The sequence below is a fragment of the Nocardia sp. NPDC056000 genome, from assembly GCF_042269265.1.
In the GTDB taxonomy this organism is placed as follows: Bacteria; Actinomycetota; Actinomycetes; order Mycobacteriales; family Mycobacteriaceae; genus Nocardia.
Genome location: NZ_JBHJXS010000010.1, coordinates 399,624 through 425,162 on the forward strand (window position 1 = coordinate 399,624; position 25,539 = coordinate 425,162).

General features: G+C 66.9%; 24 protein-coding genes and 1 tRNA gene. 11 read left to right on the forward strand and 14 right to left on the reverse strand.

Annotation, left to right across the window (positions count from 1 at the left end; translation table 11 throughout):
• Positions 1-26 precede the first annotated feature (26 nt).
• On the forward strand, positions 27-1,211 hold the full coding sequence (locus ACFC4D_RS29375; RefSeq protein ID WP_376068177.1) for a peptide synthetase: 1,185 nt from the start codon (positions 27-29) through the stop codon (positions 1,209-1,211).
• A complete protein-coding gene (locus ACFC4D_RS29380; RefSeq protein ID WP_376068251.1) occupies positions 1,211-3,346 on the forward strand; it encodes an MMPL family transporter in 2,136 nt (711 codons plus the stop codon). Before ACFC4D_RS29375 ends, ACFC4D_RS29380 begins: the two co-directional genes overlap by 1 nt.
• A gap of 64 nt (positions 3,347-3,410) precedes the next feature.
• On the opposite strand, the gene rsmI is transcribed toward ACFC4D_RS29380, so the two are convergent.
• The gene (gene rsmI / locus ACFC4D_RS29385) at positions 3,411-4,265 is read right to left on the reverse strand and encodes a 16S rRNA (cytidine(1402)-2'-O)-methyltransferase (protein ID WP_376068179.1); all 855 of its coding nucleotides are present in this window, start codon (positions 4,263-4,265) and stop codon (positions 3,411-3,413) included.
• 158 nt (positions 4,266-4,423) lie between these two features.
• Here rsmI and ACFC4D_RS29390 point away from each other — a divergent pair, with 158 nt between their 5' ends.
• Positions 4,424-6,028: a dolichyl-phosphate-mannose--protein mannosyltransferase gene (locus ACFC4D_RS29390; RefSeq protein ID WP_376068181.1), complete on the forward strand. Its 1,605-nt coding sequence runs from the start codon at positions 4,424-4,426 to the stop codon at positions 6,026-6,028.
• Positions 6,029-6,091: 63 nt separating this feature from the next.
• On the opposite strand, the gene ACFC4D_RS29395 is transcribed toward ACFC4D_RS29390, so the two are convergent.
• Positions 6,092-6,460, reverse strand: a complete 369-nt coding sequence (locus ACFC4D_RS29395; protein ID WP_364642132.1) for a GntR family transcriptional regulator — start codon at positions 6,458-6,460, stop codon at positions 6,092-6,094.
• 6 nt (positions 6,461-6,466) lie between these two features.
• Positions 6,467-7,696 (reverse strand): arginine deiminase, encoded by a 1,230-nt coding sequence (arcA, locus tag ACFC4D_RS29400; RefSeq protein ID WP_364642135.1) that lies wholly within the window; start codon positions 7,694-7,696, stop codon positions 6,467-6,469.
• Between the two features lie 75 nt (positions 7,697-7,771).
• Here arcA and soxR point away from each other — a divergent pair, with 75 nt between their 5' ends.
• A complete protein-coding gene (gene soxR / locus ACFC4D_RS29405; RefSeq protein ID WP_364642138.1) occupies positions 7,772-8,287 on the forward strand; it encodes a redox-sensitive transcriptional activator SoxR in 516 nt (171 codons plus the stop codon).
• A gap of 60 nt (positions 8,288-8,347) precedes the next feature.
• Here the strand turns inward: soxR and ACFC4D_RS29410 are convergent, their stop codons facing one another.
• From ACFC4D_RS29410 to ACFC4D_RS29440, 7 genes are all read right to left on the reverse strand, one after another.
• Complete coding sequence (locus ACFC4D_RS29410; RefSeq protein WP_376068183.1) at positions 8,348-9,292, reverse strand: SDR family oxidoreductase; 945 nt, start codon at positions 9,290-9,292, stop codon at positions 8,348-8,350.
• 88 nt (positions 9,293-9,380) lie between these two features.
• Positions 9,381-11,246: a sensor domain-containing phosphodiesterase gene (locus tag ACFC4D_RS29415; RefSeq protein ID WP_364642144.1), complete on the reverse strand. Its 1,866-nt coding sequence runs from the start codon at positions 11,244-11,246 to the stop codon at positions 9,381-9,383.
• A gap of 16 nt (positions 11,247-11,262) precedes the next feature.
• Complete coding sequence (locus tag ACFC4D_RS29420) at positions 11,263-13,488, reverse strand: Rv1355c family protein (RefSeq protein WP_376068185.1); 2,226 nt, start codon at positions 13,486-13,488, stop codon at positions 11,263-11,265.
• A complete protein-coding gene (locus ACFC4D_RS29425; protein ID WP_376068187.1) occupies positions 13,485-14,246 on the reverse strand; it encodes a hypothetical protein in 762 nt (253 codons plus the stop codon). The genes ACFC4D_RS29420 and ACFC4D_RS29425 overlap by 4 nt, the downstream gene beginning before the upstream one ends.
• A gap of 253 nt (positions 14,247-14,499) precedes the next feature.
• Complete coding sequence (locus tag ACFC4D_RS29430) at positions 14,500-14,931, reverse strand: effector binding domain-containing protein (RefSeq protein WP_375964942.1); 432 nt, start codon at positions 14,929-14,931, stop codon at positions 14,500-14,502.
• Complete coding sequence (locus tag ACFC4D_RS29435) at positions 14,928-15,371, reverse strand: GyrI-like domain-containing protein (RefSeq protein WP_364642155.1); 444 nt, start codon at positions 15,369-15,371, stop codon at positions 14,928-14,930. The genes ACFC4D_RS29430 and ACFC4D_RS29435 overlap by 4 nt, the downstream gene beginning before the upstream one ends.
• Before the next feature lie 121 nt (positions 15,372-15,492).
• A complete protein-coding gene (locus ACFC4D_RS29440; protein WP_375964939.1) occupies positions 15,493-16,155 on the reverse strand; it encodes a trimeric intracellular cation channel family protein in 663 nt (220 codons plus the stop codon).
• 115 nt (positions 16,156-16,270) lie between these two features.
• On the opposite strand from ACFC4D_RS29440, the gene ACFC4D_RS29445 reads away from it, so the two are divergent.
• The 4 genes from ACFC4D_RS29445 (at position 16,271) to ACFC4D_RS29460 (ending at position 18,414) form a co-directional block, all read left to right on the forward strand.
• Positions 16,271-16,993, forward strand: coding sequence for a uracil-DNA glycosylase (locus tag ACFC4D_RS29445; protein ID WP_376068189.1), 723 nt, complete (start codon positions 16,271-16,273; stop codon positions 16,991-16,993).
• A gap of 76 nt (positions 16,994-17,069) precedes the next feature.
• The gene (locus tag ACFC4D_RS29450; protein ID WP_376068191.1) at positions 17,070-17,435 is read left to right on the forward strand and encodes a type II toxin-antitoxin system RelE/ParE family toxin; all 366 of its coding nucleotides are present in this window, start codon (positions 17,070-17,072) and stop codon (positions 17,433-17,435) included.
• Entirely contained in the window at positions 17,432-17,749 is a 318-nt protein-coding gene (locus tag ACFC4D_RS29455; RefSeq protein ID WP_376068193.1) for a helix-turn-helix domain-containing protein, read from the forward strand. The genes ACFC4D_RS29450 and ACFC4D_RS29455 overlap by 4 nt, the downstream gene beginning before the upstream one ends.
• 29 nt (positions 17,750-17,778) lie before the next feature.
• Entirely contained in the window at positions 17,779-18,414 is a 636-nt protein-coding gene (locus ACFC4D_RS29460) for a TetR/AcrR family transcriptional regulator (protein WP_364642164.1), read from the forward strand.
• Here the strand turns inward: ACFC4D_RS29460 and ACFC4D_RS29465 are convergent.
• Positions 18,396-19,334: a phosphotransferase gene (locus ACFC4D_RS29465; protein WP_376068195.1), complete on the reverse strand. Its 939-nt coding sequence runs from the start codon at positions 19,332-19,334 to the stop codon at positions 18,396-18,398. The two genes, ACFC4D_RS29460 and ACFC4D_RS29465, sit on opposite strands and share 19 nt — an antisense overlap.
• 104 nt (positions 19,335-19,438) lie before the next feature.
• On the opposite strand from ACFC4D_RS29465, the gene ACFC4D_RS29470 reads away from it, so the two are divergent.
• Positions 19,439-19,511 (forward strand) — tRNA-Ala (locus ACFC4D_RS29470).
• Positions 19,512-19,605: 94 nt separating this feature from the next.
• On the opposite strand, the gene ACFC4D_RS29475 is transcribed toward ACFC4D_RS29470, so the two are convergent.
• Positions 19,606-20,847, reverse strand: a complete 1,242-nt coding sequence (locus tag ACFC4D_RS29475; RefSeq protein ID WP_376068196.1) for an amidohydrolase family protein — start codon at positions 20,845-20,847, stop codon at positions 19,606-19,608.
• Positions 20,848-21,072: 225 nt separating this feature from the next.
• On the opposite strand from ACFC4D_RS29475, the gene ACFC4D_RS29480 reads away from it, so the two are divergent.
• Both ACFC4D_RS29480 and ACFC4D_RS29485 read left to right on the forward strand, forming a co-directional pair.
• Positions 21,073-22,002 (forward strand): family 2A encapsulin nanocompartment shell protein, encoded by a 930-nt coding sequence (locus ACFC4D_RS29480; protein WP_376068197.1) that lies wholly within the window; start codon positions 21,073-21,075, stop codon positions 22,000-22,002.
• Positions 21,977-23,785 carry a family 2A encapsulin nanocompartment cargo protein cysteine desulfurase gene (locus ACFC4D_RS29485; protein ID WP_376068199.1) on the forward strand — a complete coding sequence of 603 codons (1,809 nt, stop codon included), beginning with the start codon at positions 21,977-21,979 and terminating at the stop codon, positions 23,783-23,785. Before ACFC4D_RS29480 ends, ACFC4D_RS29485 begins: the two co-directional genes overlap by 26 nt.
• A gap of 48 nt (positions 23,786-23,833) precedes the next feature.
• Here ACFC4D_RS29485 and ACFC4D_RS29490 read toward each other — a convergent pair whose 3' ends face one another.
• Together ACFC4D_RS29490 and ACFC4D_RS29495 are read right to left on the reverse strand one after the other, a co-directional pair.
• Complete coding sequence (locus ACFC4D_RS29490; RefSeq protein ID WP_364642175.1) at positions 23,834-24,757, reverse strand: TauD/TfdA family dioxygenase; 924 nt, start codon at positions 24,755-24,757, stop codon at positions 23,834-23,836.
• A gap of 27 nt (positions 24,758-24,784) precedes the next feature.
• Positions 24,785-25,411, reverse strand: a complete 627-nt coding sequence (locus tag ACFC4D_RS29495; protein ID WP_376068200.1) for a TetR/AcrR family transcriptional regulator — start codon at positions 25,409-25,411, stop codon at positions 24,785-24,787.
• Positions 25,412-25,539 lie beyond the last annotated feature (128 nt).

A 25,539-nucleotide genomic window follows, 5' to 3' on the forward strand; every position in this document is an offset into this window, starting at 1 on the left:
CAGTCAGCGCGCGAAAGAGGCAGGTAATGAGCACCTTCCGGCGGCCCATCTCCCCCACCGAGTTCATGTACTTCCCGATGCGGGAGCTGGCGCCGCCGTTCCTCATGCAGCTGGCCATCGAAGGCGTCGGCAGTATCGACGCCGAACAGCTGCGGCGCGCGGTAACCATTGCCGCCGAGGCGAATCCGGGCGCACGACTGGTCCGGGAGGGCAAGTTCTGGGTGGACAGCGGGGTCGCGCCCGCCGTACGCGTGGTGGACCACGCGCTGCAATATCCGGCGCTGGAAGCGGATCCGGTGCTCACCAGCCCGATCGGGCCGACGCCGGAGTCCACGGTGGAGATCCTGCTGCTCACCGCCGCGCCGACCACGCTGGTATTCCGGGTGTTCCACGGCGTCATGGACGGTATGGGCATGGTCATGTGGGCCACCGATGTGCTGCGGGTGCTGCGCGGTCAGGAACCGGTCGGCGCGGCGGATCCCATCGCCGATGACGAACTGGAGCGCAAGGTCGGCGCACCCGGGCGTCCGGCGCTCATGCTGCCGCGCTTCCGCTCCGCGCTGGGCACCGGACGGCAGGATCCGGGACAACCGCGACACCTGCTGCGCCACCGCACCATCAATGCCACCGGACCGGGCGCGATGGTGCGCGTCGCCGCGATTCTGGCCGATGAGGGCGGACCGCTCTCACGCATCATGATCCCGGTGGATCTGCGCCGCCACGATCCCGAACTGCGCTCCACCGCGAACCTGGCACTGCCGCTGTTCCTCGATGCCCGGCCGGGCGTCGATTGGAAACAGCTCAACGCGGACAAGAAGATCGGCCTCCAGGAACGCCGCGAACTCAATCAAATGCAGGCCGCGCGGCTCTCCAATCTGCCGCAGGCTCCCGGCCGCATCCTGCTGCGCTCACTGAACTGGACCGGAGCGCGCCTGGGCCGGAACCTGGCCTCTGCCACCGTCTCCCATATGGGCCGCTACGACTTCGACGAACTGGCGGTCCCCGGTTTCACCCCCACCTCCGTCCGCGTGCTGCCCCAGCACAGCGTCGCCATGCCGCTGCTCATGGGCCTCACCGAAGGTGGCGGCCGCACCGAACTCACCGTGTCCGCGCGCAGCGGCCGGGGCATTCCCGAACGCCTGGACGCCCTGCTCGACCGCATCGTCAACACCCTCGAAAAAGAACTCGCGCCAACGGATCCGACCGCATGATGACCGCATGGGCTCGGGTCGTGGTCGCACGGCCGAAAACCGTGCTGGCGGTGGCGGTGCTGTTCGCGCTCGCGTGCGGACTGTTCGCCACCGGGCTGGCGCAGAAGGTCAGTGCCGCGGGGTATTCCGATCCCGGTAGTGAATCCAGCGCGGTCGACCAGTGGGTGCACGATCAGCTGGGGCCGCAGAATCCGGATATCGTCGCGATCTACACCGCGCCGGAAGGGCAGACGCTGGCCGATATCGGGCCGCGGGTGCTGGACGCGATCAAGAAGGTGGATCCGGCGCTGCTGGATCGGCCGGTCGAAAGCTATTGGAACAGTTCGCGATCGCAATACATGCGGTCGGCCGACGGACGATCGGCCGTGGCCGTGGTGTTCGCCTCGGGCGATGAGAATCATCGCATCGCGGTATATCCAGAAGTGGCCGAGGCACTTACAGTGCCGGGCGTCGAAACGCGGATGTCCGGCTACAGCGCGCTGGCGCAGACCATCAGCGATCAGTCCCGGCACGATTTGATTGTGGCCGAATCGATTTCGATTCCGCTCACCGCGCTGGTGCTGGTGCTGGTGTTCGGCGGTGTGGTCGCGGCGTCGCTGCCGGTGATCGTGGGCAGTCTCGCCGTGATCGGCGCGCTCGGCGCGGTCGGGATCATCGCGCAGTTCACCGAGGTGAGCGTGTTCGCCATGAACGTGGTGTCACTGCTCGGACTCGGATTGGCCATCGACTACGGGCTTTTCGTGGTCAGCCGGTTCCGCGAGGAACTCGCACGGGGCAGCTCGACCGAGGCCGCCGTCGCCCGCGCGCTCGATACCGCGGGCCGCACCGTGCTGTTCTCCGCCGTCCTGCTCATGTGCGCGTTCGCGGGCACCTTCGTCTTCCCGCAGGCCGTGCTGCGTTCGCTGGGCTTCGGCTCGATCGCGGCGGTCGGCCTGGCGGCGCTGCTGTCGATCACCGCGCTGCCCGCCGCGCTCGCGCTACTCGGTCCCCGGATCGGCAAATGGAGTTGGCGCGCGGACGCTTTCGAACGCTCCGAGGAACGCGCACAGCGCTTCTGGGGCCGGGTCGTCACCGCCGTCATGCGCCGCCCGGGCGCGGTCGCCATCGCCGTCGGCGCACTGCTGCTGGTGCTGGCCGCCCCGCTCACCGGCGTCCGGCTCGGCGATATCGACCACACCGCATTGCCCGCGGGCAATGCGACCCGCGCCACCGTCGACGAATTGGCGGCGCGCTTCCCGGCCGCGAACAGCGGGGCCACCGTACTGGTGCGCGAATCCGATGGCGGCGCACCGACTTCCACGGCCGTCACCACGGCACTGCGTGAGCTCGGGGCCGTTCCCGGCGTCAAACAGGTGCTGCAACTCGATACCAAGGACAACACCGCCATCCTGCACGCGGTGCTGACCGCGCCGGACCGCTCCCCCGCGGCCCAGGAAATCGTGCACGACCTGCGCGATGTGCGCATCGACGGTGTGACCCTGGAGGTCGGCGGTCAGAGCGCCGCCACCGCCGACAGCGTCACCGCGGTACTGCACAACCTGCCGCTCATGCTCATCGTCATGGTGCTGGCCACCCTGCTCATGCTGGGCCTGGCCTTCCGCTCGCTGGTGCTCCCGCTCAAGGCGGTCATCATGGCATTCCTCAGCCTGGCAGCCACTTTCGGCATCCTCACCTGGATCTTCGACAGGGGGCATCTGGCCGGACTGCTGGGCGTGAGCGTCGGCCCGGTCTCGGCCAGCATGATGGTGCTGATCATCGCCGTGGTCTTCGGCCTGTCCACCGACTACGAGGTATTCCTGCTCTCCCGCATGGTCGAAGCGCATGAGGCGGGCGCGGACACCGAGGAGGCGGTGCGCACCGGGACCGTGCAGACCGCGCGCGTGATCACCGCCGCCGCAGCGCTTCTCGTGCTGATCACCGGCGCGTTCACGCTCTCCCCGCTGACGCCGATGCGCTTCCTCGGCCTCGGCATGGTGATCGCGTTGATCATCGACGCCACCCTGGTGCGCATGCTGCTGGTTCCGGCACTGGTCAAACTCATGGGACCGGCGAACTGGTGGACGCCGTTCCGGCCGCGTCAGATCGCCGCGACCGTGCGCGAAACCAGCACCGAGGCAAAGGTTTCCACGCAGTAGGACGAACGCGGTTCGCCGAAAACCAAGGCGGGCAGCGATGTCCGAGCAGACGATCGGGTATCGGTTATTCGGCGGCGCGTGCGGCCAGCACCGCGTCGTACAGTTCGCGGCGCGAGACTCCACTGGTGGAGGCCACCTCCGCACAGGCGTCCTTGAGGCGCAGACCTGCGGCCACCAATCCCTCCACCCGCTCGACGAGATCGGCGGGATCGGCCGAAACCTTGTGCGAGCCTTCGAGAACCACGGTGATCTCACCCCGCGCGCCCTCGACCGCCCACGCCGCCAGCTCACCGAGGGTGCCGCGCACCACTTCCTCATAGGTCTTGGTGAGTTCACGGCAGACCGCGGCGCGACGGTCGGGACCGAGGATCTCCACGGCATCGGCCAGGCAGTCCGCGAGCCGGTGCGGGGCCTCGAAGAACGCCACCGCGCGCGGTTCGGTCGCCAGGGTGCGGAACCACTCCTTGCGCTGCCCGGACTTACGCGGTGCGAAACCGTCGAAGCAGAACCGCTCCACCGGCAGACCGGACAGAGCCAGTGCCGTGGTCACGGCGGACGGACCGGGTAGACAGGTGATGGGGAGTTTGTGCTCGACACACGCGGCGACCATGCGGTAGCCCGGATCACTCACCGACGGCATCCCCGCATCGGTGACCAGCAGCACGGTCCGACCGGCCTCGATCTCCTCCAGCAGCATGGGGATTCGCGCGGTCTCCACATGATCGTAGAAACTCACCACCCGCCCGGTGATCTCCACGTCCAGGGCCTTGGCCAGCGACCGGGTCCGCCGGGTGTCCTCGGCGGCCACGATATCCGCCGAGCCCAGCGCATCGCGCAAGCGCTGCGAGGCATCGCCGATATCGCCCATCGGGGTGGCCGCGAGCACCAATCGTCCGCCCGAGGTCGGCTCGCCGCTCATCCCACTCCTGTTCGTCGCCACACTCCCCCTCGGCCCGGACCAGCGATCCGGCATCGGTGCCAGCATACGGGCGGCCACACCCCGACTCTCCGCCCCGACCGGGCCCCGGGTCCGACCGGGGCGGGAGTTTCGGGGCGGCACCGCATAACATCGGGTGCGTGACCCAGGTGACCGACGCGCGACCGCCAGCTGTAGAGGCGGGGGTGGCGCTGTCCAGTCCGGCGCCACTGCGACCCTCACCGGATTTCGGGCCCACCGACTGGGCGCGCGGCTGGGTGGTGACACTGTTCCTGACGGCGGTGGCCGGGCTGACGCGCTTCATCCAACTGGGCTACCCGACCGAGGGGCGTACGCCGGTCTTCGACGAGAAGCATTACGCGCCACAGGCCTGGCAGGCCCTCACCAACGGCGGCGTCGAGGACAATCCCGGCTACGGGCTGGTGGTGCACCCGCCGGTCGGCAAGCAGATGATCGCGATCGGCGAAGCCATCTTCGGCTACTCGCCGTGGGGGTGGCGGTTCATGGCCGCCGTCTCGGGAACCCTGCTGGTGCTCTTGGTGATTCGGATAACCCGGCGGATGGCGCGCTCCACGCTGATCGGCGCGTTCGCGGGCATTCTGCTGATCGCCGACGGACTCACCTTCGTCTCCTCCCGACTCGGGATGCTCGATATCTTCCAGGCGCTGTTCGTGGTCGCCGCGTTCGGCTGCCTCATCGTGGACCGCGACGAGATGCGGGCGCGCATGGCATTGGTGGCCGCCGAAGGCCGACTCGACGACAGCGAATTCGGGCCGCGCTTCGGAGTGCGGTGGTGGCGATTCGGCGCGGGCCTCCTGCTCGGGCTCGCCTGCGGAACCAAATGGTCCGGAGCGTATTTCGTGGTCGCGTTCGCGGCACTGAGCCTCGGCTTCGACCTCGCGGCGCGGCGCGGATACCGGGTGCGGCGACCGTGGGCGGGCACCGCGGTGCGCGATCTCGGGCCGACCGCATGGGCGCTCGGGGTGGTGCCGGTCTTCGTGTACCTGGCCAGCTTCTGGGCCTGGTTCGCGGCCGAGACCAGCTACGACCGGTACGCGGTCGGGGTGCGGGTCGGGCGCGGCGGGGACTTCTCCTGGGTGCCGGACGCGTTGCGCTCGCTCTGGTACTACGGCGGTGAGGTGCTCACCTTCCACGAGGGGCTCACCAATTCGGCGGGCAATCATCACCCCTGGGAATCGAAGCCGTGGACCTGGCCGATGGGGTTGCGGCCCATGCTCTATTACTACTCCGACAGCAGCAGCGGGGACTGCGGGCAGAGCCAGTGCGTGAAGGCGGTCATGCTGATCGGCACGCCCGCCATCTGGTGGCTGGCGCTACCGGTCTTCGGCTGGGCGATCTGGCGCAGCTTCGTCCGCCGGGACTGGCGGTACGCGGCGGTGCTGGTCGCCTACGGCGCGGGACTGCTGCCCTGGTTCCTGCAGCTGGATCGGCAGATGTACTACTTCTACGCGGTACCACTCGCGCCATTCCTGATGATGGCGGTGGCGCTGGTGCTCGGCGATGTGCTCGGGCACGCGCCCGCGATAGGCAGACGGCTGTCCGGGCAACCGGATTGGCAGCATCTCGCACCGCCCAGCGAACGGCAGGGGCTCGGGCTCATGCTGGTCTGCCTCTACCTCGCGCTGGTGATCGCCAACTTCATTTGGCTGTGGCCGATTCTCACGGGCGCGCCCATCACCCCGGGCAGCTGGCACGACCACCTCTGGCTGCCCAGCTGGAGGTAGGGAAGAACGTGGGGGCTTCGCCCCCACACCCCCGAACCCCCATGCGCCGCGCCGGGTTCGAGTTCAGGTTCGAGTTTCGCCCAGTGCCGCGCGCAGGTAGCGCACGGCCGCTTCGTCGTCCAGGCCGAGGCGGCGGATGACCGCTACGTATTCCGTTGCGGCGCGGCCCGCTACGTCTCGGGTGGGGTCGCCGGAGGAGGCGATGAAGGAGCCGAGGCGGCCTCGGGTTTCGAGGACGCCGTCCTGTTCGAGTTCGCGGTAGGCGCGGGCGACGGTGTTGGGGGCGAGTTTGAGTTGGGCGGCGAGGGCTCGGACGGTGGGGATCTTGGTCCCGGCGGCCAGTTCACCGGAGCGCACCCGCGCCACGATGCCCTGCCTCAGCTGTTCGTACGGCGGCACCGTCGAATGATGGTCAACCGGGATGTCCAGCATGGCTTTTCACACCTCGTCACGCGACAGCGGGCAGGACAGGCAGCGCGGACCGCCTCGGCCGGAACCCAATTCGGAACCGGGGATGGGTAGCACCTCGATCCCGGCGTCGACGAGCCGCGCATTGGTCATCTCATTGCGTTCATATGCGACAACCACACCGGGCGCGAGCGCGAGGGTGTTGTTGCCGTCATCCCACTGCTCCCGTTCGGCCGCGACACCGTCCAGGCCGGTATCGATGACCCGCAGTTCCCCGATGCCCATGGCCTTGGCGGCCGCGGGCAGGAACGGATCCGGACCGGACATGGTCACCGTGCCGTCCACCTCTTTGCGAATGGTGAACGCGCACAACGAATCCTGCATATTCGGATACATCACCATGGCATCGGTGTCGACCATGGTGCACACGGTGTCCAAATGCATGGTGGCGCGGGTCTGCGCGATCGGCACCGCCAGCACCGTATGCGCGAGATCGTCCTCGAAGAGGCTGCGCGCCAACGCTTCCGCACCCGCCGGGGTGGTGCGCTCACCGACGCCGACCGCCACCACGCCCTTGGCGAGCAGCAGCACATCACCGCCCTCGATGGGCGCGGTATGCGATTCGTACGCCCGCCGCACCCCGAGAAATCGCGGATGGAAGGCGTAGATGAGATCGGTCAGCGAGGTCTCGCGCGCCCGCGCGGGCAAGGCCAGCGAGGTGATCGCAACCCGCGAACCGACCCAGAATGAGGAATCCCTGGTGAAGAGCAGATTCGGCAGCGGATCGATGACGAAATCGTGCCCGTGATGCATGCGCACCACCAGCGAGGTGTGATCCGGCCCGAACGGCAGTTCGTCGAAGGTCATACCCGCCATGAGAATCTGCGCCAGCTCCGGCGCGGGCACCGTGCGCAGGTACGCGGCCAGCTCATCGGCGAGCGCGTGGCCGAGCCGGCGCGCGTCCACCGCGCCGGAGATGCCCTGTATCCGCGCCGCACCGCTCACCCCGATGGTTTCGGTGAGCAGATCCGACAGCAGCAACACCTCCACCCCGCGCTCGCGCAACACTCCGGCGAAGAGGTCATGCTCCTGCTGCGCCCGCTCCACCCACGGGATGGCGTCGAAGAGCAGCTGATCATTGTTGCGCGGGGTCAACCGGCGCAGTTCGTCACCCGGCCGGTGCAGCAGCACCGTGCGCAATGCGCCGACTTCCGAGGTGACGGAGAACGGTCGCGCCGGTGGCGCAGCCTTGATTCCCATATCCTGACGGTAGTTCCCCGCGGCAAAGAAGGCATGCAATTCGCGCCGGGTAAAAACCTCGACTAACCTTCAGGTATGCAGACCGCGTCCTGGCAGGCGAAGGAACTGACGCCGGGCCAGCTGGCACAACGCGCCGGAGTTACGGTGTCCGCCTTGCACTTCTACGAACGTGAGGGCTTGATCACAGCCCGCCGAACCAGCGGCAACCAACGCCGCTACCCCCGGGAAACCCTGCGCCGAGTGGCCTTCATCCGCATCTCACAGCGTGTCGGAATTCCCCTCGGCGAAATCCGCCAGGCCCTGGACAACCTCCCCGACGGCCGCAACCCCACCCGCCGCGACTGGGAAGCCCTGTCCACGGCGTGGCGATCCGACCTGGACGAGCGCATAGAACAGCTGATTCGCCTGCGCGACAGCCTCACCGGCTGCATCGGCTGCGGCTGCCTGTCCCTGGGCACCTGCAAGATCGTCAACGCCCACGACCACCTCGGCGACGAGGGCCCGGGCGCGCGCGTCCTGGACGTGCACGCCGCCGAGAACTGCACGAAGCCCGAGCAGGGCTGCTCCCTGCCCCTCGCCGAGACCTCTTGAGCGCCTAGCCTTCCCGGCCCGTCATCCCGGCATCCATTTGGGCCGGGACGACGAGGGGGCTCAGACCTCGGGCCGGACTCGTTCCGGTGCTACCGCATCTACACCGGCTTCCACCTCGGCCTGTGCCGCAGCCTTCGGCGGCAATTGCCGCTGCTCGCGGGGCAGGAACGTGGTGAACAGGGCGTTGGCGCGGCGCATGGCGAATTCGTACGGCCAGGCGAATTTGCGGACCCACCAGTAGCCGAAGCGGATGTCGAACTGGGTGTGGATGAGGTAGCGGCCCTTCTCCACCCCGCGCAGGATGGAATCGGCGACCTGCTCCGGCTTCTTGGCGTGCCGCCGGAATCGCTTGATCCAGGCCTGGATTCGCGGATCGTCACGATCCACGCCGATCACGTCGACGCTCTGCACCAGCGGCGTGTCCACCGCGCCCGGCACCACCAGGTGCACCGAGATGTCATGCCGCTCGAGATCGAACCGCAGCACCTCGGACACCCCGCGCAACCCGAACTTGCTGGCGCTGTACGCGGCATGCCACGGGAAGGCCATCAGCCCGGCCGCCGAGGACACGTTCACCAGCGCGCCGCCGCGCCCGGCCGCGATCATGGGCGGCACGAAGTTCTCGATGACGTGGATGGGACCCATCAGATTCACATCCACCAGACGCTTCCAGTGTTTGTGCTCGAGGTTCTCCACGGTGCCCCAGGTGGAGATGCCCGCGACGTTCATGACCACGTCGAGCGAGCCGACCTGATCGTGCACCTTGCCCGCGAAGGCGGTGACGGCGTCGTAATCGCTGACATCCATGGCCTGGGCATAGTCGACCACCCCGCCCGCGGCGCGGATCTCGTCGACCGTCGCGTCGAGGCCGTCGGAGTTCACATCGGTGAGCACCAGGCGCGCGCCCTTGCGGGCAGCGGCCAGCGCGGTGGCCCGCCCGATTCCGCTGGCGGCTCCGGTGATCAGGGTCTTCCTGCTACTGAAGGTTCGCACGCCGGTCCACATCCCTTTGATTGCCCCGTTTGTCCACCGAACCTACTACGCGCTCAAACTCCATCGCGAACAATGCAACCCCCCAATCAGCCCCATACTTCTAGGGGGTTACAGACCGGCCGGTACCGGGTAGGTCCAGGTCGAGGGCTATCCGCCCCGCTGCCAGATGAGTTTCCACCTCTTCGGCGGGCATCGGCCGCGCGATCAGGAATCCTTGTGCGCGATAACAACCCAGTGCCACCAGGGTACGCGCCGCGACGGTCGTCTCCACGCCCTCGCCGACGACGCCCAGGCCGAACGAACCGGCAAGTCCCACAATGGATTTCACGATCGCGAGATCATCCGCGCTGGCGCCGAGGCGCTGTACGAAACCGCGGTCGATCTTCACCGCGTCCACCGGCAGCGCTTTGAGATGCGACAAAGACGAATATCCGGTGCCGAAATCGTCGATGGCGATCTGCACGCCCATCCGCTTGAGCCCGCGCAACGTCACCTGCGTGCGAGCCAGATCCTGCACCACCACGTGCTCGGTGATCTCCAGGCATACCGAGGACCCGTCGATGCCGAAGCGCCGCAGAATCCCCTCCATGGTCTCCACGAAATCCAGGCTCACCAACTGCACCGGCGACACATTGATGCGGATCACCACGCTCGACGCCAAACCACGCCGCCGCCACTGCGCGAACTGCTCGCACGCCGAGCGAATCACCCAGCGGCCCAGCTCACCCGCGAGATTGGTGGCCTCCGCGACGCCGACGAACGCGCCCGGGGGTAGCAAACCGCGCGTGGGATGCTGCCAGCGCACCAGCGCCTCCAGGGCGACCACGCGCCCGGTGCGCAGATCCACCTCCGGCTGATAGTGCAGCAGCAGCGAACCATCCGAGACCGCACCGCGCAGATTCAGCTCCACATCGTCCTGGAGTTCGAACTGCGCGCGCATGGCATCGGTGAACACGGCCACGCCATTGCCGCCGCTCGATTTGGCCGACAGCAGTGCGTGATCGGCGCGGCGCAGCACGTCCGCGACCGTGGTCTCACCCGGAATGCCCACCGCCACACCGACACTCGCGCCGCGGCTGACGGTCTCACCGCCGACGGTGACCCGGCGCGCGATGAGCTGCTGAATCCGGGTCGCCTCCAGATCGGCGGCACTGGCGTCCATCGGCTTGGCCGGGATGATGACGAATTCGTCGCCGCCGAGCCGGGCGATCACATCATTGGGATCGAGGTGATCGCGCAATCGCGTCGCCAGCGTCCGAATGAAGTTGTCCCCCGCGGTATGCCCGAGGAAGTCATTGAGCGCCTTGAGCCGATCCAGATCCAGGAAGAACGCCGCCACCGGACCCGGACTGCCCGCCCGCAGCCGCTCCTCCATATGTTCGAGCAGCGCGCGCCGATTGGCCAAACCGGTCAGATCGTCGTGCATGGCGATATAGCGCAGCCGCTCCTCCGCCACCACGCGCGCCTGCAACTGGGCGAAGAGCGCGGCAATCGCCTTGAGCACGTTCAACTCTCGGGTACTCCACTCGCGATCGCCCTCTTTGACGAAACCAAGCACCCCGGTGGACTCCCCGCGCGACACCAGCGGCACCGCCGCCATCGACACGGTCGGAATACCCGAGGACAGATGAATCGTGTGCTGATAGTCCGCGTGCTCCGGAATCGGGCGCACGATGAGCGGTTCGGTGGCGTTCTCCAGCTTGGCGAACACCGAATCCGCGCGATCGAAGTAGGTGACCCGCAACGGATCCGGCTGAATGGTGACCTGCCGGCGCGGCCACTCCGCGATCAGCACCGAGGCGCGGCGCTCCCGATCGGTATGGCGCAGATAGCTGAAGTCGACGTCGAAGTGATCGACGAGCCAGGACAGCACCCGCTCACTCGCCGCCACCATCGTGGTGGCGTCGACACCCATCAACTCGGAGGCAACCTGGGTCACCAGTGAGTCGAGCGTCTGCCGAGGCACCTTGTCTCCGATCCCATCAGCGGGTTTCCGCACCCGGTATCGGAAGCCGCCGGCTCCTCGCCGTGACCTCCGCCGCATAGCTCAGGCGAAGTACCAACGCCACGGTCTCGTGCTCGGGCACTCCCAACAGGTCCAGGAAACGGCCTTGAAGTGACGTTAGTGTATCGGCGAACTCCGGGGAAACCGTGTTCAGATCCTCGGTCTGTCGGGCATAGAGGAACACCGGGGACACCGGATGTACCGCCAGCCGGTGCCGCTGCGCCTCGATCCAGACCCGCTGCAGGGTCTCCCCGGCGCGGGCGTACGCGGCCAATTCCCCGGGGTCGCCGACGGGTGGGGCGGTGAAGGTGACCGCGGCGAGCACCGAGGCGGACAGCACCCGGTCCCGGGTGTAGTCACCGAGCGCGATACCGCCGTTCCAATCCCGAATGCGGTCCATGATGTCGGCGCGTCCGCCGATATCGAGCTTGGCGCCTTCATCCGCGGCCAATTCCATCGTGCGCAGATCCAGGCCGGTGCGCAGATCCAGCGGCTTGTTCCCGACCGGGCGGCGCAGTTCGGAGAACATCTCCGCGTGCAGCACCGGGGTCAGATAGCGGGCCTGATCGGAGGCGGCCAGCAGGGTCGCGGCGGTCTCGAGATCCGCCGAGCCGGTGATCCAGCGCAGGCCGCCGTCCGCCTTGGCCGCGGTCACCGCCAGCGCTTCCAGAATCGCCGGGTCGACGGGTTCGCCGGTGCCGAAATTGCGATTGGTGACGCGTTCGAGCAGATCGGGATAGTCCCGCGCCAATTCCGGCTCGCTCCAATCACTCAGCTGCAATACCGCGGTCAGCGGCGCGGCGCGGCGAGCCGGACCGCTGAGCCGACCGCCCGGGCCGCTCAGGCGTCCGCTCGCGGGTCGGCTGTATTGCCCGTCGGTGTACAGATCGGCCTCGCCGAGGACACCGCGCGCGGCCGCGGCCGCGCGGGCGTTGTACAGCGCCGCGCCGACGGCGAGCGCGCTGCCGCGATAGCCGATATCCATGCCGGAACTGCGCCGCACATCGAGTTCGATGACGATGGTGGAGTTCTCGGCGCGCAGCGACCAGGGCTGCACATTGCCGCCCGACGGGGCCGATTGCGCCGCGGCCAGTACCGCTTCGGCATCGGTGCGCGGTGCGGTCGCGGGCGCGGGATCGGCGGGCCAGACGAACTCTTCTACCGGTTCGGGTTCGGCCACGGCGTCCAGCGCGGTGCTCAGATCGACGCGGGTGCGACCGGAGGCGAGGTCGACGCCGAGACCGATGCGGCGCACGGCGGCGGCCACGGTCGCGCCGCCGAGCTGGACGTCACCGGCGAGCTGCGGCCAGCTGTCCAGGGTCTGATCGATTTCCACCAGGCTGGCGGCGAAACGATCGGAGAGGCCGTGCGCGTCCAGGATTCGGACCACGTAGGGCGCCTTCTCACGGGTGGTCAGGCCGCGTAGGTCGGCGCGCGTGGCCCCGCCTAGTAGGCCGTGGAAGGGCTCCCGATCCGGTTCCAGGTCATAGCGTTCGATATCGAGCAGGCCGCGATCGCTGGTTTCCATGAGCAGCGGAATGCGATGGCGTTTGGCGGCCTCGCGCACGGCGAGTTTGATATCGAGAGAGTCGCACTCCTCCACCACCAGGGTGAGGTCCGCGAAGAAGTCGTCGACGTTGTCGTCGGTGAGTCCGGCGGTGAAGATCTCCACCGGTAGGTAGGGGTCGATCTCGGCAATCCGGCGGGCGGTGACGACGGCCTTGTTGACGCCGATATCGAAGAGCGAGCCGGGAATCCGATTGAGGTTGGCCAGTTCGATGGTGTCGAAATCGGCGAGCTTTATCCGGCCGCAGCTGCCTTCCATGGCGAGGGTGTGCGCGATGGCATGTCCGACGCTCTGTCCGACCACCCCAATTGTCTGGTTTGTCAGCTTTTCTTGTTCGGTTCGTGTCAGTTTGTTGCGGTTCCGGTCCAGCCGGACGATCCGCAGCAATTCCGGTCCCGGCAATGCCACAGCGGCCTTGCGCCACGGATAATAAATCCAGCGATCCGATTCCGACCCCTCGGATAATTCCGGCGGTGCCACCAGATCATCGAATTCGGCGCGCAGCAAATTCCGTAAATCGGTGAATTCGATACCGGATTCGGCGCGCAATTCGGAAATCCGGCGCGCATCCTCCGGATCGGATTCATCGAGAAACAGCGGTCGATATTCCGCGGCCGCGGTATTGTCGGAATTCATTGTCTGGCGCGTCCTCCGGTGCCGGTCAGGTCGGCCGGCACAGCGCCGTCGCCGTCCGCGAGAGCGATTTGTTCCGCATCGATCAAGGTCAACTGCGATTCCGCGGCGACCGATCGATAACTCCGCATATCCCACCAGAGCGGGACGGTGCGGTAGCGATCATCGGGAAACGGCACCGCGGGAATCCACCAGTCCGAGCGCGCGCCGCTGCTGCGGTAGCCCTCCGCGGCATGCTCGCCCGCGGTAACGAAGCCGTAGCGGGCGCCCAGCAGGGTGGTCACGTGGACGACGCAGCGATCCAGGGCCGCGCCCAGGGCTCGGCGCTGTGAGCGGTCCAAACCCCGGTCCGCCCACACAGCTTTCACCTCGACGACACCCTCCGGTATCCGGTCGGCAACCCGTTTGCGCAAGGCCGGTTCACCGGGCCGTCCGGCCCAGGCGCGCAATGCGTTGACCTCGTCCACGTGGGAGTACGGGCCCTGCACGCGCATACCGGCGACCACATCCCCGAATGGATCGATCGCGGCCACGAACAGCGCGCTGGAGTGGCCATTCACGGTTTTGTCGTATTCGAGCGCCGGATCCACGCCGTACCGCCGATAAGCGCGCAGCGCACCCGTGATGTTGCGGCGCCACAGGCCCGGATGTGCCTGCGGCGTGCCGACCCAGAAGGTGCACCCCGACGACGCATCCCGGAATCGCAGTAAGTCGTCATCAGCCGAATCCGACGGGACGACTGCGACCACTTCCACAGCCATACAGTTCCTACTCCGTTGCTGCGCGGGTTTCCGCGCGACTACCGAGCCCCCGTCCGATACGGTCATGTATCAACCGGGCCCGGTACAGGCACCTAGGGGAGTATCCGCCAGCCGTGAGAAATTGTCCAGGCGTCCGGCAAATCTCCCGAAACCCGAATGGACGTCTAGAAATCACCCCTGGTCAAACCATTGCTATCAGTCATGAAACACAACCACAAGACCGGTTGGTTCTCATTTAGCTAACGATCAGCAATCAGATCAGGATGGAGATGAAAAGCTCCAGTTCCGACGGCCCGGACCAGATCTCGATCTCCTCGCGGTAGGCCCGCGTGATCTCCGCCGAAGCGGTCGCGTCGTCGACCTGAGCCCACACATCTTCCGCGGGATCGTGATAATCCCCATTCGGCTCGAAGCGCGCGTAGACGCCCTTGGGCACCCGGATCAGCACATCGCCGACGGGCGCGTCATAGGGCGAGGAGTACTCGTACGAGACGAGCACGTTGTAGTTGCCGGCCGGATCGGGCACGTACACCGTGGCCAGCGGTTTGTCATCGCCGCGATCACGCAGCCGGTCGCGCAGGAACTCGATGAGCTCACTATTGGAAACCTTGAAACTGGGCCGCACCCGCGGCACCACGAGACCGCCATAGACGCCGCCCTGGCGCACCACGATCGAATAGGTCATGAGGCCTCTACCGCCAGGTACAGCTCGATCTTGTACGCGTGCGGATAGCACTCGAAATCGCCGCTGTGCGTGCGCTGAATCTGATTGTGTTCCTCGGCGTACGCGATCTGTGTCCAGAGATCGGTCATCACCTGGGGGAAGCTGCCGACCGCGGAGAATCTGGCGTACGTCCCGCGCGGCAGCCGGGCCACGATATGACCGCGGGTGACCTCGTCGAAGGACTCGCACTGATAGCCGACGATCTGGGTATTGAACGTGCCCAATTCGGGCGAGAAGTCGGTATACGCGGCCGCGAGCGGGCCCCCGAGTTCCTGATGCAGGACGGCGGCCCAGGCCACCTCGAGATCATGGTCGCGCAGCTCTCCGAGAGCACGTTTGGGGCTGCGAACCGGCAGCCCTGCGACCCACGTCTCGTCCCGCTCGACGATCTCAAACTGCATTGGTAGGAACTCTCTCTGGGTGTGATGCACAGCCCGCTGGCCAACCTTCGCCATGCTATCAACCATGTTCGGCGCGCCCGGGCAACACGACTACGCCCGCTATGCGCCGCGCCCGGTTCGGCTAGCTGGATTCGCGGCGGCGATGCGAGCGGGCCAGCGGTGCGCGCCAGTGCCGCCAGAGCGCGAGGAAGCGCAGGGCCACCGCACCCGCACCCGCCAAACCGCCCGTCCAGTAGGTGTATTCGCCGTAGTACAGCAGGGCGGCGGTGACGGCCGAGCCCAGCAGTGCGGGCACCGCGTAGAGCTCACCGTCACTCAGCACGCTGGGCGTGATTCCGGCCAGCACATCCCGCACGACGCCACCGCCGACCGCGGTGACCACGCCGAGCGCGGCGGCGGAGGTGGCCGAGAGTCCGTGCTGGAAGGCGGTGACGGTGCCGGTGACGCAGAAGATGCCGAGCCCGATACCGTCCGCGAGCAGCAGCGGGGTCCGGATCAGGCGGTTCGGCGGATGCCAGAAGAAGATCACCGCGGCGGCCAGCAGCGCCGCGGCCGCGTACCGCAGCGTGACGAAGGCGGTAGGCGGTATCTCGCCGATGATCAGATCGCGCATGATGCCGCCGCCGGTGGCGGTGCACACCGCGAGCACCGCGATGCCGACGACGTCGAAGTTGCGGCGCACCGCGAGCAGCGCACCCGAAACGCCGAATGCGAACACGCCCACCATATTTCCGACCTTCTGGGCGGTGCCGACGGCGTTGCCGAGCTCGACGAGATCACTCATTGGGGCCGGTTCCCTTCACGGTCGCAAACACTCGGCTATCGGGGCACTGTATGCCGCGCCGCCACGCCGCGCCGACGCGCCCCGCTCGTGCGGGGGATGTGGTTGAGTCACCCTGGTGTGCCGCACAATTGCTGAACTGGACGCGCAGCTCACAGGGTGTAGAGCCTGTCCGCGACTGGTCGCCTGGCGCGAACAGGTCGCCCACGACAAGCGGGCGGCCTTCCGTGACGAAAATTACTGGGGCAAACCGGTTCCCGGCCTCGGCCCCGACGACGCCCGGGTCCTCATCATCGGCTTGGCTCCGGCCGCGCACGGCGGCAACAGAACCGGTCGCATGTTCACCGGTGACCGCGCGGGCGACTTCCTGATAGCCGCCATGTACGCGGCGGGCCTGACCAATCAGCCCACCAGCACGCACCCCGGAGATGGCCTGCGCCTCATCGACTCCCGGATGACGGCACCTGTCCACTGCGCCCCGCCCGACAACAAACCCCTCCCGTCGGAACGCGACAACTGCCGCCGCTGGCTCACCGAAGAATTAACCCTGCTCTCACCGACTCTTCGCTCGATCGTCGTCCTCGGCGGCTGGGGTTGGCAGGCCCTGCTCCCCGCCCTGGCCGAATCCGGCTGGCCCATACCGAAACCCAAACCCCGCTTCACCCACGCCGCCCACTACGAACTATCCCCATCCATCCCCAACCGCTCCCCCCTCCACCTCTTCGGCAGCTACCACCCCAGCCAGCAGAACACCTTCACCGGCCGCCTCACCCCACCCATGCTCGAAGCCGTCCTCACCACCGCCGCCCGCGCCGCGGGTCTGGAACCGCCTCCGGCCTGATGGGGGTTCGCAGGGGCGCTGTTCAGGTACAGCAAAAGACCCACAACTCAGGTATAGTTATTCCTATACTTCGCCGGTGGCGAACCGGGAGTGGGACATCTACGTGGTCGATGAGGTTCGGGAATGGATTACACAACTCGAGGAGCCCGACTACAGCAGAGTGGTGCAGGCCATCGACATACTGGCGGAATACGGTCCTGGCTTGGGGCGGCCACTCGCTGACACTCTGACAGGTTCGGCGATCTCGAATCTGAAGGAACTACGACCCGGAACCACCCGCATCCTGTTCGCATTCGATCCTTGGCGATCGACCATCCTGTTGGTCGGCGGCAACAAGTACAAGCGGTGGCAGTCGTGGTACCGAACGGCGATTCCGTTGGCGGAGAGCCGGTATGAGACGTATCTGAAGGAACGCCTAGAAGAAATGGAGGGTCCGCAATGAGCGGATACTCACGCTGGCAGGACATTCGGGCGGAGTTCGTCGAACGCGCGGGCGGTGAGGAGGCCGTTGCCACCGGCCGAGAGGAGCTGCTGGCCGAGATGATCGGGCAGCGGCTGGCTGAGATTCGGAAGTCTCGAGGGCTCACCCAGCTTCAGATCGCCGAACGTATGGGAGTCACCAAAGGGCGGGTATCGCAGATAGAACGGGGGCATATCGCGGGATATGAACTGCTGGCCCGATACGCCACCGCGCTCGGCGGACGACTGCGGCAGGCGATCCAGTTCGATGACGGGGAAATCGCGGCCATCGCTTGAGGTTGCGGACGGCCGGATACGATTCGGGCGTGAGCAGGGCCGATGGGGATGCGGGGAGTGTGGAGGCGCAGCCGGTGAAGCGGCGGCGGGTGCAGACGCGGGCGCGGTTGCTGGATGCGGCGTTCGAGGCGTTCGCGGAGGACGGGCTGGGGCGGTGCACGGTCGAATCGATTTGTGAGCGGGCCGGGTTCACGCGGGGGGCGTTCTATTCGAATTTCACATCGCTGGAGGAGTTGTTCCTGGCTATGTGGGAGCAGCGGTCTGCGGCGATGCTGGCCGAGGTGTCGGCGGTGCTGGAGAGTGATGCGGTCATTCCGGATCAGCGGGCCGCGGTCGAGTTCGTGTTGAGTGCGGTTCCGGTGGACGACAAGTGGTTTCGGATCACCTCGGAGTTCACCGCGCACGCGCTGCGCAATCCGCCGCTGCGCCGGTTGATGGTGGCGCGCGAGGAGTCGATCAGCGCGGCGCTGGCTCCGGTGCTGTTGCGGCTGCTGGCGCGGGCGGGGCGCACGGTGACGGATTCGGTGGGGCTGGGCCGGGCGTTGATCGCCGTGCACGACGGCACCATGGCCCAGTGTCTGCTGGAGCCGGACAGTGCGGCGGTGCGGGAATACCGGGTCGATCTTTTTATGCGGGTGCTGGAGTCCTATACCGAACCGGCGTGATGCCCGAACCGCGCCAACATTGAACGCACTTGTTTCACACTCACGTCCCGGAATTCGGGCATGCCGCGTTCGATGGCGTAGAGGACATCGATGGCGGCGTCGGCGACCGCCCAGAAATCAAGTTTCCCGATCAGCTGTTCGTCCAGCGGCCGGCCGCGCCAGTGCTGTACGCGCCGAACGAATTCCGGGCCCGCGTCCGGCCACAGATAGCTGAGGTCATAGTCGGGGTCACCGATCTGCACATCCCCGAAGTCGATGACGCCGGTGATCCGGTTCCCCGTCACGAGCAGATGATCGAGACTCACATCGCCGTGCATCAGCACCGGTGAATACTCGAAGTTCCGATCCTCGCCCAGATACTTCTCCCAGCGCGCCGCCAACTCTCGTCCGTCTCCGGCGGGCAGCAATGGAATCACCTGCGCCCGAATCAGTTCCAGACGGGCCGCGAATTCCGCCCGCATATCCCGCGCCGGGACCCCGAACTCCCGGGCTCGATCCGCCGGAAACGCGTGCACGCCTTCGATGAATTCGGCGATGGTCCGCGCGACCGTCTCATCGTCGAGCATCCCGCGCGCCCGCCACTCCCCCTCGGACAGCACCTCCCCCGGCACTACCGGATAAACACAGCACTCCCCCGGCCCGAGCGGATTGGGCGCGGTGAACTCATACCGGGGCACCGCGAGCCGCAGCGAACCCGCCAACTCCGCGAGCAACCGCCCTTCGCGCGCAACCCCCTCGGCCCCGTCCGCATCCTTCGGCAGCCGCACCACATAGGCGTCCCCCACAAGTACGGCCACATTCTCCTGCCCCTCCCCCAGCACCCGCATCCCCCACCCCGCCATCTCCGCCCGCCCCGCCCCCGCGAGCATCCCCCGAACCCGCCCCTCCCAATCAGCCACCAGGTCCGAATGCGCACTCATATCCACCCCCACACCCTACAAAACCACCCCTAACCAGCCGATTCGTCGACTCCCCACCCCACCTGCTAAAGTTTTCCACCGCAGGCCGGTAACGGTCAGCGGCTGGGGCTATAGCGCAGTTGGTAGCGCGTCTCGTTCGCATCGAGAAGGTCAGGGGTTCGATTCCCCTTAGCTCCACAACGTAGAGCCGTAGGTCACCGACCTACGGCTCTACTTGTTTTTCACCGCGTCCGCGGAGCCACCCTGTTCGAGGGGTTATCAAGACCCACTCTCAGGCAGCGCCTTTCACAAGTTTCCCCGACTTCCACACCCGGGTGATGTGGCGCGGGTCGGCGAGCGCCGCGATATCGGCGAGCGGATCGATATCCAGGGTGAGGATGTCGGCGTCGTACCCGGCCCGCAGTTGCCCGGAGAGTGGCGCCTGCGGGCCGAGGGTGAGCGGGGCGGTCGCGGTGGCGGCTTCGATGGCTTGGGCGGGGGTGAGGCCGGTGCGGACCATCAGTTCGAGTTCGATACCGTTGCGGCCCCAGCCATTCGGGGTGTCGATGCCGGAGAGCGCGATATCGGTGCCGCAGGCGATGGTGACGCCGTGCTGATGTGCCAGTGCGATCGCCTCGGCGTGCCGGTCGCGGCTGGCGCGGAGTTTCGCCAGCGCGTAGGGCGGCACCGAGTCGGGGGTGGCGAGGAGTTCGGAGAGGATGGTCAGGGTGGGCACGAGGATGGCGCCGGTTTCCTTCATCGCCGCGCAGGCTTCGTCGTCGAGGTAGGTGCCGTGCTCGATGGTGAGCACGCCCGCCTCCAGCGCCGCCATGATCGCGGGTTTGCCGTGGCAGTGTGCCGCCACCGCGCGTTCGGCCAGTCCGGCGACTTCGACGATGGTGCGTAATTCGGCGGTGGTGAACTGCTGATGCATCGGGTGATCGACTTCGGAGAACGCACCGCCCGAGGCACAGACTTTGATGAGTTTCGCGTTGCGCCGCAACTGTTCTCGTACCGCACGCATACATTCGGCGGTGCCGTCGCACAGTCGCAGTTCGCCGCCGTGATGGCCGAAATGCGAGACCCAGTCCAGCGGTAGCGCGTGCAGATCGCCGTGCCCGCCGGTGGTGGAGAGGATGGCTCCTGCGGCGTAGATGGCGGGACCGGGCAGCGTGCCCTCCGCGATGATCGGCGCGAGATGGATTCCGACGCCGCCGACCTCGCGCACGGAGGTGAATCCCGCGTCGAGTGCGGCGCGCAGATCGGCGGTGGCGCGGGCGGTGCGGACCGCGAGCGGTTCCATGGGTAGTTTCGCGAGATCCATTGCGGTGATACCGAGAAAGTGCCCGTGGCAGTCCCACATACCGGGCATGACCGTGCGCGCGGTGATCGTCGTCGCCCCCGGGGTGGGCGGCGCGTCGGCGGCGGGTCCGGCGTAGCCGATGGTTGCCCCGGAGGTGATGACGACTCCGCCGGGGATGGCCGGACCGCTGCCGGGGATCAGGGTGCCTGCGTCGATTCGGTAGGTGGTCATGGTGTCCCCAGGATGACGCATGACGGTCGGTATGCCGCGAAAATCAGGTATCTGTCGCACGCGTTACCGCGGAATTTCGGTTTCCTCACTGTTAGCTAGAACGGTCGATTCAGGGCGGATTTCGCGGACACGCCCACGCCTTGCCTCATCAGGACAGGGAGTATGTGTGGCGCTAGTATCCGTGCAGCCGGTAACGGCCAATTAGCCTAATTGAAGGCGGTTTTCATGACGAGTACTGTGCCGCAGCCGGTGGCATTGGGCGACGAGGCCGCGAGGACACTCGCCAATGCCACCAAGACCGTTCCGCAGATGGAGTCGATCACCCCGCGGTGGTTGGTGCACCTGCTGAACTGGTTGCCGGTGGAGGCAGGCATCTACCGGCGCAACCGGGTGACCCATGAGCAGACTGTCGACATCAAGTGCGACAACTACGATGAGTCCCCGCTGCCGGAAACCTTCATCGACTACGAGAAGGATCCGCGCGAATACCGACTCAAGGCCGTGCACACCATTCTCGACGTGCACACCCGGGTGTCGGATCTGTACTCCAGCCCGCACGACCAGATCTCCCAGCAGCTGCGCCTGACCATCGAGGCGATCAAGGAGCATCAGGAGGGCGAGCTGATCAACAGCCCGGACTACGGGCTGATCGCGAATACCCCGAAGAAGCAACGCATTTCGACGATCGCGGGTCCGCCGACGCCAGACGATCTGGATAACCTGATCGCCAAGGTGTGGAAGGAGCCGGGCTTCTTCCTGACCCATCCGGAGGGTATCGCGGCCTTCGGCAGGGAATGCACCCGGCGCGGTGTGCCGCCGCCGACGGTGAGCCTGTTCGGATCCCAATTCCTCACCTGGCGTGGGATTCCCATCATTCCGTCGGACAAGGTGCCGGTGACCGGTGGCAAGACCAAGTTCCTGCTGATCCGCACCGGTGAGGCCCGCCAGGGCGTGGTCGGGCTCTACCAGCCCGGGCTCGCCGGGGAGCAGGGACCCGGACTGTCGGTGAAATTCATGGGGATCGACCGCAGTGCCATTGCCTCGTATCTGGTTTCGCTGTACTGCTCGCTGGCGATCCTGACCGATGACGCGGTGGCAGTGCTCGAGGGCGCCGAGGTGAACAAGTTCCATGACTACGCACCGACCTACCGCTGACCTGCCGACGCCACCGGAACCGGTGGCCGCCAACGGTTCCGAGTGGAGTGGACTGCTCCCCGACGAGGCGACGCTGAATCGTCTTGCCGGGGAGTTCTTCTCGGCGCTGCCCACGGCGACACCCACCATCGGCACGCTCGGCGTCGCGGAGCCGAGCCTGCCGGTGACGGCCGTGACGCCGAACGGGATTCCGTCAATGCCCGCGTATGACTCGGAAAGCCCTGCACCGGCGAATATTCCGCAGGGCTCGGCACCGCGGGCCGCAGGACCACAGGGTTCGGTGCCGCCCGGCGGTCCCACCCCCGCACCCACCGTGCCGGGTTGGGACTCCCGACCGACAGCCGCTCCGGTGCATAGCGGTGGGGTGCATACCGATCCGCTGTTGCCGTCACTGCCCTCGCTCGATGTGCCGCTCACGCCGTCGCGCTTCGGCAGCCCGGCTACTCCCCCGGGCACGCCGAGCTTCTATTTCCTGGAGAGGCCGGAAGCACCTGCGGCACCGGCGGGTTCGCAGTTCTACTTCCTCGGCGACCGGGTCGGGCACCCCGCACCGGATGCGCATCCGCCGTTCGATGTGCACGCGGTGCGCAATGATTTCCCGATTCTGCGGGAGCGGGTGAACGGTCACCCGCTGGTGTGGTTCGACAATGCCGCGACCACGCAGAAGCCGCGTGCGGTCATCGATCGGATCAGCTACTTCTACGAGCACGAGAACTCCAATATCCACCGTGCCGCACACGAATTGGCGGCTCGGTCCACCGATGCGTACGAGCACGCGCGCGAGGCGGTGGCGCGTTTTCTAGGTGCGGGTTCGGCGGAGGAGATCATCTTCGTGCGCGGGGCGACCGAGGGCATCAACCTCATCGCACAGACGTGGGGGCGCAAGCATATTCGCGACGGTGACGAGATCCTGATCTCGCACCTGGAGCATCACGCGAATATCGTGCCGTGGCAGCTGCTGGCGGCCGAAACCGGCGCGGTGATCAAGGTGATCCCGGTCGACGACACCGGGCAGTTGCGGATGGACGAGTACACCCGCCTGCTGTCCGATCGCACGAAACTCGTTTCGGTCACTCATGTTTCGAACGCGCTCGGCACCATCACGCCGATTCGGGAGGTCGTGGCGCAGGCGCGGCGGGCGGGAGCGGTAACCCTGGTCGACGGTGCGCAGTCGATTCCGCACACCAGAATCGACGTGCGCTCCATGGACGCCGACTTCTTCGTATTCTCCGGCCATAAGCTCTTCGGCCCCACCGGTATCGGTGCGGTCTACGGGAAATCCGAAGTGCTCCAAGATGTTCCGCCCTGGCAGGGTGGCGGGAACATGATCAGCGATGTGACCATGGAACGGTCGCTGTTCCAGCCGCCGCCGGGCCGTTTCGAGGCCGGGACCGGCAATATCGCCGATGCCGTCGGCCTGGGCGCGGCCGTCGAATACATCGAGACCCTCGGCATCGACAATATCGCCCGCTACGAACACCAGCTGCTGGCCTACGCCACGCCCCTGCTGGCGAGAATTCCGGGCGTGCGGCTGATCGGCACGGCGGCGGACAAGGCGAGCGTGCTGTCCTTCACCCTGGCGGGCCATCAGCCGATCGAGGTGGGAAAAGCGTTGAACGAGACGGGCATCGCCGTGCGCGCGGGCCATCACTGCGCACAGCCGATTCTGCGCCGCTTCGGTGTGGAGGCGACGGTGCGCCCCTCCTTCGCCTTCTACAACACCTGCGAGGAGATCGACCGCATGATCGCCGCGGTCACCCGGTTGGCGCGCGCTCGCACCTGATCGCGATGATGACCGGCAGCCGATTCCGGGTGCCGGTCATCACGACGACTAGCGGTAGGGCCGGTCGCCGAGGATGGCGGCGCGTTCCATCACCCGCCGATTCGGGAAGTAGTCGTTGACCGCGTAATGCTGAGTGGCCCGGTTGTCCCAGAACGCGATAGACCCTGCGGCCCAATGGAATCGGACCTGGTACTCCGGAATCCGGGCCTGCTGGAACAACTGACGCAGCAACTCCTCCCCCTCGGCCGCGTCCAGTCCGACGATATGGGTGGTGAACACCGCGTTCACGAACAGCGTCTTGCGCCCGGTCCGCGGGTGCGTGCGCACCACCGGGTGTGCGACGGGCGGGAATTCGGCTTGGCGGCGGGCGAGTTCGTCGGCCGAGAGGAACTGCCCGAACGGCAGCGTGAAGTCGTGGATCGCGTCCAGTCCGTCGATCCGCGCCTTGAGCTCATCGGACAGATTGTCGTACGCCGCGGCCATATCCGCGAACATGGTGTCGCCACCGGCAGCGGGCACCTCCAGCGCGCGCAGCACGGAGCCGAGCGCGGGCCGCTCGCGCCAGGTGACATCGGTATGCCAGGCATTCTCGACGCCCGGGTTCTCCGCGTCCTTGGCGAAGCGGACGATCTCGGGCACCTCGCCCTGCGGCAGGAACGGGTGGATCTCCAGCTCTCCCCACAGCCGCGCGAAATCGCGATGCTGTGTGCCGGTGAGGTTTTGGTCGCGGAAGAACAGCACCTTCCACTCCAGCAGCGCGCGATCGAGTTCTGCGAACAGTTCCGGGGTGACGGGCTCGCGCAGATCGATGCCGGAGATCTCCGCGCCGATCAGATTGGTCTGCGGGGTCAGCGTGAACAACTCGTACGGCGCGCTCTCCGCACCGCCGGGCAGTCGATGCAGCGTGCGCGGCCCGGCGGCCAGGGAGCGGCCGGTCAGCATCTCGCCGAGGGTGGCGTAGGCGGCAGTCATGGTGGATCCTTATTCCGTTGGGTGACTTCAGTTTCGGGGTGGCCACGGGGCCGTGAGGATGGCGGTGGCGGCGTCGACCAGCACATCGAGTCCGAGATCGCTGAGATGTTCGGGCGGCTCGGGCTCCTGCAACCGCCGTTCCCGATCCGCCAGCGCGGTCACCACGAGCATGGCGACCAATCGCATGCGTTCGTCGAAGATCTCGCGCGCCAGGCCGTCGAATTTGCCCGCGAGCGCCGCGACCACGAGCCGCACGCTCTCGGCCTCGGGTCGCCGCATGGTGTTGATGACCGGATCGAACTGTGGCCGCCACAGGGTTTCGGCGATGAAGCGCAGATACCAGCTGGGTTCGCCCGCGCGCTCGGGATCGTGCAGGGTGGCGGCCAGCGGTTCGATCAGCGCCCGCACCAGTTCGGTGACCGTTCCCGTCTCCCCGAGCGCGGCCAGGCGCGCCAGCCGTTGCGCGTTCACGGTGGTCATGCGCCACACGTACACCGCTTCGACCAGCGCGTCTTTACTGCCGTAGTGGTATGCGACGGCCGAGGTATTGCGCTGTCCCGCGGCGACGGCGATCTGCCGCAGCGATACCGACTCGATGCCGAATTCGGCGAAGAGCCGTTCCGCCGCGGCGAGGATCTGGTCTTTTGCCGCCATGCCCCCAAGTTAACGCAGTTGCGTTAATCCGCCGCCACACGTACACCGCTTCGACCAGCGCGTCTTTACTGCCGTAGTGGTATGCGACGGCCGAGGTATTGCGCTGTCCCGCGGCGACGGCGATCTGC